14 protein-coding genes and 1 other RNA gene are annotated in these 14,024 nt (G+C 55.8%); 4 read left to right on the forward strand and 11 right to left on the reverse strand.

From position 1 onward, the window contains the following. Window positions 1–7: 7 nt before the first annotated feature. The 3 genes from ubiH to AB6V08_RS12470 are packed head-to-tail and all read right to left on the reverse strand — an operon-like array spanning window position 8 to window position 3,105. On the reverse strand, window positions 8–1,186 hold the full coding sequence (gene ubiH / locus AB6V08_RS12460; protein ID WP_368542960.1) for a 2-octaprenyl-6-methoxyphenyl hydroxylase: 1,179 nt from the start codon (window positions 1,184–1,186) through the stop codon (window positions 8–10). Further along, window positions 1,183–2,496 carry a Xaa-Pro aminopeptidase gene (gene pepP, locus AB6V08_RS12465; RefSeq protein ID WP_368543070.1) on the reverse strand — a complete coding sequence of 438 codons (1,314 nt, stop codon included), beginning with the start codon at window positions 2,494–2,496 and terminating at the stop codon, window positions 1,183–1,185. Before pepP ends, ubiH begins: the two co-directional genes overlap by 4 nt. A 30-nt stretch (window positions 2,497–2,526) precedes the next feature. Then, the gene (locus AB6V08_RS12470) at window positions 2,527–3,105 is read right to left on the reverse strand and encodes a YecA family protein (RefSeq protein ID WP_368542962.1); all 579 of its coding nucleotides are present in this window, start codon (window positions 3,103–3,105) and stop codon (window positions 2,527–2,529) included. 168 nt (window positions 3,106–3,273) lie between these two features. Here AB6V08_RS12470 and zapA point away from each other — a divergent pair, with 168 nt between their 5' ends. From zapA to AB6V08_RS12485, 3 genes are all read left to right on the forward strand, one after another. After that, window positions 3,274–3,603: a cell division protein ZapA gene (zapA, locus tag AB6V08_RS12475; protein WP_006811891.1), complete on the forward strand. Its 330-nt coding sequence runs from the start codon at window positions 3,274–3,276 to the stop codon at window positions 3,601–3,603. A 41-nt stretch (window positions 3,604–3,644) separates the two neighbouring features. Continuing rightward, window positions 3,645–3,828: non-coding RNA, 6S RNA (gene ssrS, locus AB6V08_RS12480), on the forward strand. Window positions 3,829–3,851: 23 nt separating this feature from the next. Continuing rightward, entirely contained in the window at window positions 3,852–4,448 is a 597-nt protein-coding gene (locus AB6V08_RS12485) for a 5-formyltetrahydrofolate cyclo-ligase (protein WP_368542965.1), read from the forward strand. 107 nt (window positions 4,449–4,555) lie between these two features. Here AB6V08_RS12485 and serA read toward each other — a convergent pair whose 3' ends face one another. Next, the gene (gene serA / locus AB6V08_RS12490) at window positions 4,556–5,788 is read right to left on the reverse strand and encodes a phosphoglycerate dehydrogenase (RefSeq protein ID WP_368542967.1); all 1,233 of its coding nucleotides are present in this window, start codon (window positions 5,786–5,788) and stop codon (window positions 4,556–4,558) included. Window positions 5,789–6,055: 267 nt separating this feature from the next. Then, a complete protein-coding gene (gene rpiA, locus AB6V08_RS12495) occupies window positions 6,056–6,715 on the reverse strand; it encodes a ribose-5-phosphate isomerase RpiA (RefSeq protein WP_101737021.1) in 660 nt (219 codons plus the stop codon). Window positions 6,716–6,842: 127 nt separating this feature from the next. On the opposite strand from rpiA, the gene argP reads away from it, so the two are divergent. Then, window positions 6,843–7,736: a DNA-binding transcriptional regulator ArgP gene (gene argP / locus AB6V08_RS12500; protein WP_003860089.1), complete on the forward strand. Its 894-nt coding sequence runs from the start codon at window positions 6,843–6,845 to the stop codon at window positions 7,734–7,736. A 48-nt stretch (window positions 7,737–7,784) separates the two neighbouring features. On the opposite strand, the gene AB6V08_RS12505 is transcribed toward argP, so the two are convergent. From AB6V08_RS12505 to epd, 6 genes are all read right to left on the reverse strand, one after another. After that, complete coding sequence (locus AB6V08_RS12505) at window positions 7,785–8,588, reverse strand: oxidative stress defense protein (protein ID WP_368542970.1); 804 nt, start codon at window positions 8,586–8,588, stop codon at window positions 7,785–7,787. Between the two features lie 95 nt (window positions 8,589–8,683). After that, on the reverse strand, window positions 8,684–9,319 hold the full coding sequence (gene argO, locus AB6V08_RS12510) for an arginine exporter ArgO (protein WP_368542972.1): 636 nt from the start codon (window positions 9,317–9,319) through the stop codon (window positions 8,684–8,686). 145 nt (window positions 9,320–9,464) lie between these two features. Next, window positions 9,465–10,319, reverse strand: a complete 855-nt coding sequence (gene mscS, locus AB6V08_RS12515; protein WP_368542974.1) for a small-conductance mechanosensitive channel MscS — start codon at window positions 10,317–10,319, stop codon at window positions 9,465–9,467. Between the two features lie 188 nt (window positions 10,320–10,507). Then, window positions 10,508–11,587, reverse strand: a complete 1,080-nt coding sequence (gene fbaA, locus AB6V08_RS12520; protein ID WP_042715531.1) for a class II fructose-bisphosphate aldolase — start codon at window positions 11,585–11,587, stop codon at window positions 10,508–10,510. Window positions 11,588–11,676: 89 nt separating this feature from the next. Further along, window positions 11,677–12,840: a phosphoglycerate kinase gene (gene pgk, locus AB6V08_RS12525; RefSeq protein WP_368542977.1), complete on the reverse strand. Its 1,164-nt coding sequence runs from the start codon at window positions 12,838–12,840 to the stop codon at window positions 11,677–11,679. A gap of 49 nt (window positions 12,841–12,889) precedes the next feature. Beyond that, on the reverse strand, window positions 12,890–13,909 hold the full coding sequence (gene epd, locus AB6V08_RS12530) for an erythrose-4-phosphate dehydrogenase (protein ID WP_368542979.1): 1,020 nt from the start codon (window positions 13,907–13,909) through the stop codon (window positions 12,890–12,892). Between the last annotated feature and the right edge of the window lie 115 nt (window positions 13,910–14,024).

The raw sequence follows: 14,024 nt of genomic DNA on the forward strand, positions 1-14,024 counted from the left end.
TAACTCCTTAACGCGCGACCCAACCCAGGGTCCGCTGCGCCAGCACGTCGCGTGCCGGAATGAATAATTCCATCGCCATCAGCCCGAGGTTACGCCCCGCAACCAGCGGCGCCCAGCGGTTGGCAAACAGATGCACCAGACCGTCGGCGACGCCAATCGTCGCCGCTTTATCGGCCTGACGTCGCTTCTGGTAATGGCTAAGTACGGAATACGCGCCGCAGTCCTGCTGCTCTCGCCACGCCTGTGAGAGCGATTCGGCCAGGCTCATCACGTCGCGCAGCCCCAGGTTAAACCCCTGTCCGGCAATCGGATGCAGGGTTTGCGCCGCATTTCCCACCAGCGCAACGCGATGGGAAATGGACTGCGAAGCCGTGGTCAACGACAGCGGATACGCCGCGCGCTTGCCCGCGTGGGTGATACGACCGAGCCGCCAGCCGAAGGCCTTTTGCAGCTCGGAACAAAAACGTTCATCAGACCAGCTTAGCACTTCATCCGCCTTTTCCTGCGGATGGCACCACACCAGCGAGCAGCGCCCGCCGGACATCGGTAGCATCGCCAGCGGCCCGTGCTGGGTGAAGCGCTCAAACGCCCGCCCATGATGGTCGCTCGCGGTCGACACGTTCGCAATCACCGCAACCTGCCCATAAGGCTGAGAGCGCCACTCCACGCCGCTCCGGGCGCCGATCGCAGAGCGCGAACCGTCCGCGGCCACGAGCAGCTGCCCTTCAAGAGTCGTGCCATTTTCCAGCGTCACGCTAACGGCATCGTCGCGGCGGCTAAAGCTGGCAACGCGCGCCGGGCAGTGCAGGGTCACGCCGGGCGCGTCCTGCAGCTGACGAAACAGGCGCAGCCCGACGTCATGCAGCTCAACAACCTGCCCCAGGGCGTCGATACGGTAATCGTGTGCATCGAGGGTCACAAAACCCGCATGGCCGCGATCGCTGACGTGTACGGTGCCGATTGGGGTTGCACAGTCGGCGATGGCCTGCCAGACGCCAATGCGCGAAAGCTGCTGGCATGTGCCCTGCGCCAGCGCAATGGCGCGGGCGTCAAAGCCGGGATGATCGGTAGTCTGAGGGGCAACGGCTTCAACCAGGTGAACCGGAAGCTGCCCCTGGGTTAAGTGGGAGATAGCCAGCGCGAGCGTCGCCCCGGTCATGCCGCCGCCAACGATAATCACGCTCATACGCGTGCCGCCGCCATCAGCGCCTCAATGTCGTCCGCTTTTTTCACCACCGACGCCGTCAGGTTTTCATTGCCGGTTTCCGTAATCACGATGTCGTCTTCGATACGAATGCCAATCCCGCGATACTCTTCCGGCACGTCCGCATCCGGCGCGATGTACAGCCCGGGCTCGACGGTTAATACCATTCCCGGCTCCAGCGTACGGGAGCGATCCGGGCCGTAAACGCCCACGTCGTGTACGTCCAGCCCCAGCCAGTGGCTCAGGCCGTGCATAAAGAATGGACGATGGGCATTCTCGGTAATCAGGGTATCCACGTCGCCCTTCAGGATATCGAGCTTCACCAGACCGGTAATCATGATACGCACCACCTCGCCGGTGACGTCCTGAATGGAGGTGCCCGGGCGGAACAGCCTCAGCGCCGTTTCCAGAGATTCCAGAACGATGTCATAAATCGCGCGCTGGGCCGGGGTGAATTTGCCGTTCACCGGGAAGGTATGGGTGATATCCCCGGCGTATCCCAGATATTCACAGCCGGCGTCGATCAGCACCAGATCGCCATCGCGCAGCTCGCTTTCGTTTTCGGTGTAGTGCAGGATGCAGCCGTTAACGCCGCCGCCAACGATGGTGTTGTAAGAAGGATACCGCGCGCCGTGACGGATAAACTCGTGGTGAATTTCCCCTTCAAGCTGATACTCGAACATGCCCGGGCGGCACTTTTCCATCGCACGGGTATGCGCCAGGGCGCTGATTTCACCCGCGCGACGCATCACGCTCAGCTCTTCTTCGGATTTAAACAGGCGCATCTCGTGCACCATCGGACGCCAGTCGGTGAGCGTTGCCGGAGCCGACAGGTTCTGGCGCGAGCCCTTGCGCAGCTTGTCCAGCGCGGTAAAGACGATCTCATCGGCCCAGGCATATTCGCCCTGGGCGTGGTAAAGCACGTCCAGACCGTTAAGCAGCTGATACAGCTGCTGGTTGATTTCGCTGAACGCCAGGGCGCGATCGACGCCGAGCTTTTCCGGCGCGGCCTCCTGCCCCAGGCGGCGGCCAAACCAGATTTCGGCGGTGAGATCGCGCACGCGGTTGAAAATCACGCTGTGGTTATGGGTGTCATTACTCTTAATCAGCACCAGTACCGCTTCCGGTTCGTTGAACCCGGTGAAGTACCAGAAATCGCTGTTCTGACGATAAGGATATTCAGTGTCTGCGCTGCGCGCGACTTCCGGCGCCGCAAAAATCAGTGCGGCACTGCCCGGCTGCATTTGCGCCAGCAGCGCCTGACGACGGCGAGAATACTCTTGATTCGAGATAACCATGACACCCCCTGTGCGTTGTTTTTCTTAATGTAAGGTTGGTTTACGGACTTCTGGCGCGGTTGGCTGCGAGCGCGTAAAGGTGCCGTGGCACAGCAGCGCGGCAACACGAACATACTCAACGATCTCTTCGAGAGACATTTCCAGCTCTTCCTGGTCTTCCTCTTCGTCGTAGCCGAGCTGGGCGATATTGCGCAGATCGTCGATCGCTTCGCCCGCTTCACCGGTCACTTTATCAAGCTTAGGCTGAGATACGCCGAGGCCCAGCAGATAGTGGTTTACCCAGCCCGCGAGCGCATCGGCGCGATCGAACACGCTGACGTCATCGCCATCAGGCAGATAAAGCTGAAAAAGGAAGCCATCGTCTTCAAGCGAATCGCTGGTTGCCGAGTGCATTTTACGCAGCGCTTCGGCCAGCTCGTGACCGAAGGCCAGACCTTCGTTGGTCAGGTCGTGAACCAGCGGCTGCCAAGAGCTGTCGCTGTTTCCGCCGCACAGTATCCCACTGATCAGACCGTGCATTTCCGCAGGGGTTAATCCGACTCCCTGCTGGTTCAGTAACTGGCTTACTTCGTTGTAACCAGGCATTTCGTTCTGTATAGACATACGCATTCGTCATCAAAGGGAGGAATATTCATGATATGCTACCACTTTGGACCCTGGTGATACCAGAAAAGGGCTTGTATCTTCATATCAGGGTAGCTATAGTGTCGCCCCTTCGCAGCCCCCGGGGCAGTAAGCGAAGGTAGCGCAGTCAATCAGCAGGAAGGTGGCATGTCTGCACAACCCGTCGATCTCCAGATTTTTGGCCGTTCACTGCGAGTGAATTGTCCACCTGAACAAAGGGATGCTTTGAATCAGGCTGCGGACGATTTGAATCAGCGGTTGCAAGATCTAAAAGAACGCACTAGAGTCACAAATACTGAGCAGCTGGTGTTTATCGCCGCGTTGAACATCAGCTATGAACTGACTCAGGAAAAAGCAAAGACCCGCGACTACGCGGCGAGCATGGAGCAACGCATTAAAATGCTCCAGCAGACCATTGAACAGGCATTGCTTGATCAGGGTCGCAATCCCGAAAGACCGGGACCAAAGTTTGAATAACACTTCGCAGTTGACTATGGTAGAGTAACTGTGAAGACAAAATTTCTCTGAGATGTTCGCAAGCGGGCCAGTCCCCTGAGCCGATATTTCATACCACAAGAATGTGGCGCTCCATGGTTGGTGAGCAGGCTCGGTTCGTCCGAGAAGCCTTAAAACTATGACGACACATTCACCTTGAACCAAGGGTTCAAGGGTTACAGCCTGCGGCGGCATCTCGGAGATTCCCTCTTTCTTCTCTACCCACTACCATGACTCAATTTCCTGAAGTTTCTTCATCTCGACAAGAAATCCGTCAGTTAATTCGTAAACGCCGTCGCGCGTTAACTCCCGAACAGCAAACCCATTTCGCCCAACAGGCCGCTGCACGCATGATGGCATATCCGCCCGTCGTGATGGCGCACACTGTCGCCCTGTTTTTGTCGTTTGACGGCGAGCTGGATACGCAGCCGCTGATCGAACAGCTCTGGCGCGCCGGGAAAAAAGTGTACCTGCCCGTACTGCATCCGTTTAGCCCGGGAAACCTGCTGTTTCTCCACTACCATCCGCGCAGCGAACTGGTGGTGAATCGTCTGAAAATCACCGAGCCTAAGCTCGACGTGCGCGACGTGCTGCCGCTTTCGCAGCTGGACGTGCTGATTACGCCGCTGGTGGCGTTTGATGAGCAGGGACAACGCTTAGGAATGGGCGGCGGTTTTTACGACAGAACGCTGCAAAACTGGCAGCAGTATGGGCTTCAGCCGGTGGGCTATGCGCATGATTGTCAGGGCGTGGAGGCATTGCCGGTGGAGAAATGGGATGTGCCGCTGCCGGCGGTGATAACGCCATCAAAGTTGTGGGAGTGGTAATACAGGCGTGCAGCCTGATGCCCTCACCCCAGCCCTCTCCCACAGGGAGAGGGTGAAAACATCAAAAACGGTAACTCTTGTTACCGTTTTGCATTTACCTCACACGATCAGTACAGCAGACGCGCGCGAATGGTTCCTGGAATGGCCTTCATGCTCTGCAGCGCTTTCTCGGCCACGTCTTCATCGGCTTCGATATCAATAACCACGTAACCCATCTGCGAGTTCGTTTGCAGATACTGTGCGGCAATGTTCACGCCCTGATCGGCAAAGATCTGGTTGATGGCGGTCAGCACGCCCGGGCGGTTTTCGTGAATGTGCAGCAGACGACGGCCGCCGTGCAGCGGCAGAGACACTTCCGGGAAGTTCACCGCAGAGAGCGTAGAGCCGTTGTCGGAGTATTTGCTCAGTTTGCCCGCCACTTCCAGGCCGATGTTCTCCTGCGCTTCCTGAGTTGAGCCACCGATGTGCGGCGTCAGGATCACGTTGTCGAACTCGCACAGCGGCGACGTAAACGGATCGCTGTTGGTTGCCGGTTCCGTCGGGAAGACGTCGATTGCCGCGCCCGCCAGGTGCTTACGCTTCAGCGCATCCGCCAGCGCCGGAATATCTACAACCGTACCGCGCGCGGCGTTGATCAGCAGCGAACCCGGCTTCATCAGCGCCAGCTCTTCCGCGCCCATCATGTTTTTGGTGGACGCATTTTCCGGCACGTGCAGGCTCACCACGTCGCTCATGTTCAGCAGATCGGACAGATGCTGAACCTGCGTCGCATTACCCAGCGGCAGCTTGCTTTCGATATCGTAGAAGAAGACGTTCATGCCGAGAGATTCAGCCAGAATGCCGAGCTGCGTCCCGATGTGGCCGTAACCGATAATCCCCAGTTTTTTACCACGCGCTTCGAACGAGCCGGAGGCCAGTTTGTTCCACACGCCGCGGTGCGCCTTGGCGTTGGCTTCCGGGATGCCGCGCAGCAGCAGCAGCAGCTCGCCGATCACCAGCTCCGCAACGGAACGGGTGTTTGAGAACGGGGCGTTAAAGACCGGAATACCGCGTTTTGCCGCCGCGTTCAGATCAACCTGGTTGGTGCCGATGCAGAAGCAGCCGATGGCAACCAGCTTTTCTGCCGCGGCGATAACGTCTTCAGTCAGATGAGTACGGGATCGCAGGCCAATGAAGTGGGCATCACGGATGGACGCTTTCAGCTCTTCAGTATCCAGCGCGCCTTTGTGAAATTCGATGTTGGTGTACCCTGCCGCACGAAGGCTGTCGAGCGCTTTCTGATGCACGCCTTCAACCAGCAGGAATTTAATCTTGTCTTTCTCCAGTGATACCTTTGCCATTTACCCGACCCTGTTTTTTGTCTGAACTGATGTTGTGCTGGATTTAAATCCGCTCCAGCCAACATATCAAAAAAAACTATTGCAGCAATATGAACGTTTGCGTCGGGACTCTGAAGAAAAGTCATACAGAGCGAAATGGCAGAGGAATATGCTGCGTTGAATTACGAAAGCGGCAGGATCGGCAATAGAGGCGCAAAAGCGTGACACAAGTCACCGAATTTAGCTTTTCAAAAATTTTTTAGCGGGGGGAGGCCTCCCCCCGTCAGATCATTTTACGATGGTTTTCACACCGTCAGCCGTACCGATCAGCGCGACGTCCGCGCCACGGTTGGCGAATAACCCTACGGTTACTACGCCCGGGATGCCGTTGATGGCATTTTCCAGCGCAACCGCGTCGAGGATTTCCAGACCGTGCACATCGAGGATCACGTTGCCGTTATCGGTCACAACGCCCTGACGGTATTCCGGACGGCCGCCCAGCTTCACCAGCTCACGCGCCACTGCGCTGCGGGCCATTGGGATCACTTCAACCGGCAGCGGGAAGTTGCCCAGGATATCAACCTGCTTGGAGGCATCCGCGATGCAGATGAATTTATCCGCGACCGAAGCGATGATCTTCTCACGCGTCAGCGCCGCGCCGCCGCCTTTGATCATCTGCATGTGGCCGTTGATTTCGTCCGCGCCATCAACATAGATCCCCAGGCGATCGACTTCGTTCAGGTCGAAAACGGTAATGCCGAGGCTTTTCAGCTTTTCCGTGGAAGCATCGGAGCTGGAAACTGCCCCCTCGATCTGCCCTTTCATTGTGCCCAGTGCATCAATGAAGTGTGCCGCGGTCGACCCTGTACCAACACCGACGATAGTACCCGGTTGCACGTACTGGAGAGCGGCCCATCCTACTGCTTTTTTCAGTTCATCCTGCGTCATGATCGTTTTGCCTGTGGTGTGAAAACTCAGCGCGCATTATAGAACACGTCGAAAGGATTTCGTCTGCCACGAGGGGAAAATTGTGTCATAGTGCAGAATAAGCAAAATTAAGGAGTAAGCCAGAGCAATGAAACGTCCGGACTACAGAACACTACAGGCACTTGATGCGGTTATTCGTGAACGAGGTTTTGAGCGCGCGGCGCAAAAGCTGTGCATCACTCAGTCCGCCGTATCACAACGTATCAAACAGCTTGAAAACATGTTCGGGCAGCCGCTTCTGGTGCGTACCGTGCCGCCTCGCCCAACGGAGCAAGGGCAGAAGCTGCTCGCGCTGCTGCGTCAGGTTGAGCTGCTGGAAGATGAGTGGCTGGGCGATGAGCAGACCGGCTCCACGCCGCTGCTGCTCTCTCTGGCGGTGAACGCCGACAGCCTTGCAACCTGGCTGTTACCGGCGCTGGCGCCGGTGCTCGCCGACTCCCCTATTCGCTTGAACCTGCAGGTTGAAGATGAAACCCGCACGCAGGAACGCCTGCGCCGCGGCGAAGTGGTGGGCGCCGTCAGTATTCAGCCTCAGGCGCTGCCAAGCTGTCTGGTGGATCAGCTGGGTGCGCTGGATTATCTGTTTGTCGGTTCAAAAGCCTTTGCCGAGCGCTACTTCCCCAACGGCGTGACCCGCGCCGCCCTGCTGAAAGCACCTGCGGTAGCGTTCGACCATCTCGACGATATGCATCAGGCCTTCTTACAGCAAAACTTCGATCTGCCGCCGGGCAGCGTGCCCTGCCATATCGTGAACTCCTCGGAAGCCTTCGTACAGCTGGCGCGTCAGGGAACCACCTGCTGCATGATCCCGCATCTGCAAATCGAAAAAGAGTTGAAAAGCGGCGAGCTGATCGATTTAACGCCGGGTCTGTACCAGCGCCGGATGCTTTACTGGCACCGTTTTGCGCCGGAAAGCCGCATGATGCGCAACGTCACCGACGCGCTGCTGGCATTTGGGCATAAGGTGTTGCGACAGGACTAATCGCGTGACTTCCCTCTCCCGGTGGGAGAGGGTTAGGGTGAGGGCAAATTACTGCGCCTTAGCCGCCTCAGCTGGCTGAGTTTGCTGAGTTTGCTGAGTTTGCTGAGTTTGCTGAGTTTGCTGAGTTTGCTGAGTTTGCTGAGTTTGAGTTGGCTCCAGCTGGAACACCACATCAACCTGATCGTCGAACTGAATGGTCGGCTGCTCGTAAGTTTCCTGAGCAGATACCGGCGCAGCGTCGGCTTTCATCATCCGCACCATCGGGCTCGGCTGATAGTTAGAGACATGGTAACGCACGCTGTAAACCGGGCCGAGCTTGCTCTTAAAGCCGGACGCCAGCTGCTGCGCCTGATGAATAGCATCATCAATTGCCGCTTTACGCGCTTCGTCTTTGTATTTCTCCGGTTGCGCAACGCCCAGTGAGACAGAACGAATTTCGTTCAGACCCGCCTTCAGCGCGCCGTCCAGCAGTGAATTAAGCTTATCGAGCTGGCGCAGCGTCACCTCTACGGTACGTACCGCACGATACCCTTTCAGGATGCTTTTGCCGTTCTGGTAGTCGTAATCTGGCTGAGTGCGGAGGTTCGCGGAGTTGATGTCTTTCTTCGCGACGCCGTTCTGCTCAAGGAAAGAGAGATATTGCGCAACACGATCGTCTGCCTGCTTTTTGGCAGAAGCGGCGTCTTTCGCGGCCACGTTAACTTCGATTGCGAGGGTTGCCACATCCGGTACGGCGTCCACGCTGGCTGTGCCTGAAGTCACAATGTGCGGGCCATCAGGCAGTTCGCTCGCCTGTACCGACACCGCACCAAAACTCACTAATGCCGCGAGGGCCATCACTTTAAACTTCACTGTCATTCCTCCATGTTGCGAAGAGTGCCCCATCATAAACAGGGCTCATGCCAGCAAGCTTAGCGGGTCTGACTCAGTTGTCCATAAGACAACGCTTAGTTGAGTAATCCTTGCACATGATGGAGACCATCTTTGGCCAACTGGAAAGCGATAAACCACATCACCAGCCCCACCAGGGTATTAATGATGCGCTGCGCTTTCGCGGTGCGCAGCCGGGGCGCCAGCCACGCGGCCAGAATCGCCAGGCCAAAGAACCACAGGAACGAGGCGCTCACCGTACCCAGCGCGAACCAGCGCTTCGGCTCAACGTCCAGCTGCCCGCCCAGGCTCCCCAGCACCACAAAGGTATCAAGATAGACGTGAGGGTTGAGCCAGGTGACCGCCAGCATGGTGACGATAATCTTCCAGCGCCCCTGCTTCATGACCTCGGCGCTCGCCAGCTCAATATTGCTGCTCATCGCTGTTTTCAGCGCCCCGAAGCCGTACCACAGCAGGAACGCCACCCCGCCCCAGGTCACCAGCGCCAGCAGCCACGGAGACTGCATCAGCAGCGCGCTGCCGCCAAATATCCCGGCGCAAATCAGCAGTAAATCGCTTACCGCGCACAGCAGCGCAATCATCAGATGGTACTGACGGCGAATGCCCTGGTTCATCACGAACGCGTTCTGCGGGCCGAGGGGAAGGATCATGGCTGCGCCTAGAGCAAGCCCTTGAAAATAATAAGATAACATACTGAAATTCTCACAAATGTGTCCTGGGGGCAGACTATACTGCGAGAATAACATTAGAGGAAATGGATAATATTAATTGGGGATTAGCAAAGCTTATAAGAATAAAGCCCGGTAGCGCTAGCGCTTACCGGGCCTGCGGGTGACGTTATTCCGCTTCTTTTACTTTTTTGACGTTTACGTCCATCTGCGGATACGGGAAGCTGATGCCGTTCGCATCGAAGTCGCGCTTAATGCGCTCCAGCACATCCCAGTAAACGTTCTGCAGATCGCTGCTCTTGCTCCAGATACGCACCACAAAGTTAATGGATGACGCACCGAGCTCATTCAGACGCACGGTCTGCTCTTTGTCTTTCAGAATGCGATCGTCAGAGGCAATGATGTTGGTAATCAGGGACTTCACCTGATCGATATCTGAATCATAGGCCACGCTAACGATCAGCTCGTTACGACGCACCGGCTCGCGGGAGAAGTTAATGATGTTGCCCGCGATGATTTTGCCGTTTGGCACCACCACGATGCGGCCATCAACGGTGCGCAGGGTGGTGGAGAAGATTTGCACCTGCAGTACGGTGCCGGCAATGCCGCCCAAATCAACGTATTCGCCCGAGCGGAACGGACGGAAGGTTACCAGCAGAACGCCGGCCGCCAGGTTTGCGAGCGAGCCCTGCAAAGCCAGACCAATGGCCAGACCCGCAGCACCGAGCACCGCAATCACGGACGCCGTTTGTACCCCTACACGCCCCAGCGCGGCGATCAGCGTAAAGGCGATAATCCCATAGCGCACCAGCGCGGAGAGGAAGTCAGCAACCGTCGCGTCAATGTGGCGCGCAACCATCACGCGGTTAAGCGCATTCGACACGATACGCGCCACGATCATACCCACGATAATGATCGCGATTGCCGCCACGATATTTACCGCATAGCTCAACAGCAACGCCTGATTGCGCACCAGCCAGGTGCCCGCGTTGTTGATGCCATCTACTACACCGAGATCTTCCATTCATCCATCCTTACGAAAAAGCAAAACACAAAAATCCATCCCCCACGGAGACAGGCAGGTCTGTAAAGGGTAAACAAAAAGCGCAAATATTGCCAAAGAGATCACAAAACCTAAAAAGGACAGCCCGTTGAAAAGGCATAAAAAAAGGCCCGCGATTGCGGGCCTTCTGATGCTGTTAGCAGCTCAAATTACAGAACGTCGATTGCGTTCAGCTCTTTGAATGCCTGCTCCAGACGCGTCACCATGGAAGTCTGCGCAGCGCGCAGCCATACGCGTGGATCGTAGTATTTCTTGTTCGGCTGGTCTTCGCCTTTCGGGTTGCCCAGCTGACCCTGCAGGTAAGCTTCGTTGGTTTTGTAGTACTGCAGGATACCGTCCCAGGTCGCCCATTGGGTGTCGGTATCGATATTCATTTTCACTACGCCGTAGCTTACAGAGTCTTTGATTTCCTGAGCAGAAGAACCGGAACCGCCGTGGAACACGAAGTTCAAGCTGTTGTGCGGCAGGTTGTGTTTCTTAGAAACATATTCCTGAGAATCGCGCAGGATGGTTGGAGTCAGAACAACGTTACCTGGTTTGTAAACGCCGTGCACGTTACCGAAGGACGCTGCAATGGTGAAGCGTGGGCTGATTTTGCTCAGCTCGGTGTAAGCGTAATCAACGTCTTCTGGCTGGGTGTACAGTGCAGAAGCGTCCATGTGGCTGTTGTCCACGCCGTCTTCTTCACCACCGGTGCAGCCCAGTTCGATTTCCAGGGTCATGTCCATTTTGGCCATGCGCGCCAGGTACTTAGAGCAGATTTCGATGTTTTCGTGCAGTGACTCTTCAGACAGGTCGATCATGTGGGAAGAGAACAGTGGCTTACCGGTAGCCGCGAAGTGTTTTTCACCTGCGTCCAGCAGACCGTCGATCCACGGCAGCAGTTTCTTCGCGCAGTGGTCGGTGTGCAGGATAACTGGAACACCGTAGTGTTCAGCCATCTGGTGTACGTGGTGCGCACCAGAGATAGCACCCAGGATGGCAGCACCCTGAGGAACGTCAGTTTTCACGCCTTTACCTGCGATGAACGCAGCGCCGCCGTTAGAGAACTGTACGATGACCGGAGCTTTAACTTTTGCAGCGGTTTCCAGAACGGCGTTAATGGAGTCAGTACCTACGCAGTTAACAGCTGGCAGAGCAAAGTTGTTCTCTTTAGCTACCTGGAACACTTTCTGAACGTCATCACCAGTGATCACGCCAGGTTTTACGAAATCAAAAATTTTAGACATGTTACGAGTCCTGTATCTTCGGCCTTGGAAAGAGGTGCGTGCCCTAAAGCGCGCTGAAAATTGGGCAGGTTTCCCTGCCCTTAAATGACTTACTTCTTAGCGCGCTCTTCGAGCATTGCTACTGCTGGCAGAACTTTACCTTCCACGAATTCGAGGAATGCGCCGCCACCAGTTGAGATGTAGGAGATTTTGTCAGCGATACCGAACAGGTCGATTGCTGCCAGGGTGTCACCGCCGCCTGCGATAGAGAACGCTTCGCTGTCTGCGATGGCGTTAGCAACGATTTCAGTACCTTTGCGGAAGTTCGGGAATTCGAACACGCCAACCGGGCCGTTCCACAGGATAGTTTTTGCGTTTTTCAGGATTTCAGCCAGTTTCTCGGCAGAAACATCGCCCAGGTCCAGAATCTGTTCTTCATCTTTGATGTCGTTAACAGATTTCAGAGTGGCAGTTGCGGTTTCAGAGAACTCAGTTGCAACGCGCACGTCAGTTGGAACAGGGATATCGCAGGTGCTCAGCAGGCGCTTAGCTTCGTCAACCAGGTCTGCTTCGTACAGGGATTTACCGACGTTGTGGCCTTGAGCGGCAACGAAGGTGTTCGCGATCCCACCACCAACGATCAGCTGGTCAGCGATTTTAGACAGGGAATCCAGAACGGTCAGTTTGGTAGAAACTTTAGAACCACCAACGATAGCAACCATTGGACGTGCTGGTTCTTTCAGTGCTTTACCCAGCGCTTCCAGTTCGTCAGCCAGCAGTGGACCTGCGCAAGCTACGTCTGCGAATTTACCGATACCGTGGGTAGAAGCCTGAGCACGGTGAGCCGTACCGAACGCATCCATTACGAATACGTCGCACAGTGCAGCGTATTTCTTAGACAGCGCTTCGTCGTCTTTCTTTTCGCCTTTGTTGAAGCGAACGTTTTCCAGAACAACCAGTTCACCCGCAGCAACTTCAACGCCGTCGAGGTAATCTTTTACCAGGCGAACCGGGTTAGACAGTTTGTCTTTCAGGTAATTAACAACCGGCAGCAGAGAGAACTCTTCGTTGTATTCGCCTTCAGTCGGACGACCCAGGTGGGAGGTGACCATCACTTTAGCGCCTTGCTTCAGTGCCAGTTCGATGGTTGGCAGAGATGCACGGATACGCGCGTCGCTGGTCACTTTGCCATCTTTAACTGGTACGTTCAGATCGGCACGGATGAAAACGCGTTTACCAGCCAGATCCAGATCGGTCATCTTAATTACAGACATGGTGAATCCTCTCGTTGATTCTAAAAGTTTTGCAAGCGCAACATGCGCTCTACCTGAAACCTTTCGCGGCCATTGCTAACGTGGTGTCTATCATACGGTTAGCAAAGCCCCATTCGTTATCACACCAGACCAGCGTCTTGATAAGGTGTGCGCCACTGACGCGCGTTTGAGTGCCATCAACAATGGCGCTGTGCGGGTCGTGGTTAAAATCTACTGAGACCAACGGTAATTCCGTATAGTCAACTATACCATGAAATGCACCCTGTGCTGCCTTTTGAAGCAACAGGTTGACTTCACAGGCTTTTACCGGTTTTTTCACCGTCACGCTAAGATCGATTGCGGTGACGTTGATGGTCGGAACGCGGACTGCAATGGCTTCAAAACGATCGTTAAACTGGGGGAAAATACGGGTGATCCCCGCAGCCAGTTTAGTATCTACCGGAATAATCGACTGACTCGCTGCGCGGGTGCGTCGGAGATCCGGGTGATACGCGTCGATCACCTGCTGATCGTGCATGGCGGAGTGAATCGTGGTCACGGTGCCAGATTCAATGCCATACGCATCGTCTAACAGTTTGATGACCGGAATAATGCAGTTGGTGGTACAGGAGGCGTTGGAGACAATGCGGTGTTCGGCCTGCAGCTCGTGCTGGTTCACGCCAAAGACGATGGTTGCGTCAAGGTCGTTGCTGCCGGGATGGGAGAACAGGACTTTTTTCGCACCGGCGTTCAGATGCGCTTCGCCATGTTCACGGTTGCCGTACACGCCGGTACAGTCAAGCACCACATCCACACCCAGTTCGCGCCACGGCAGCGCGTCGATGCTGCGCTCATGGAGTACGCGAATCACATCGTCACCGACAAAGAGCTGATCCCTTTCCTGGCGAACATCCCAGGCAAAGCGGCCATGGCTGGTGTCGTATTTCAATAAATGCGCCATGCCCGTGGCATCCGCCAGTTCATTGATTGCCACCACGGTGATTTCCGCACGACGCCCGGATTCATATAAAGCACGAACCACGTTGCGCCCGATGCGACCGAAGCCATTAATCGCTACGCGTACGGTCATAGATCTCCTGCAAAGCTATCCCTGGGTTTGAGGTGGCTGAAAGAGTAATCCAGCTACGCCCGAAGGGGAATCCTTGCCTGTCACAAACTGCGATTGATTGGTCAATTGTCGAACG

The sequence above is a fragment of the Enterobacter soli genome (genome assembly GCF_964208575.1).
In the GTDB taxonomy this organism is placed as follows: domain Bacteria; phylum Pseudomonadota; class Gammaproteobacteria; order Enterobacterales; family Enterobacteriaceae; genus Enterobacter; species Enterobacter soli_A.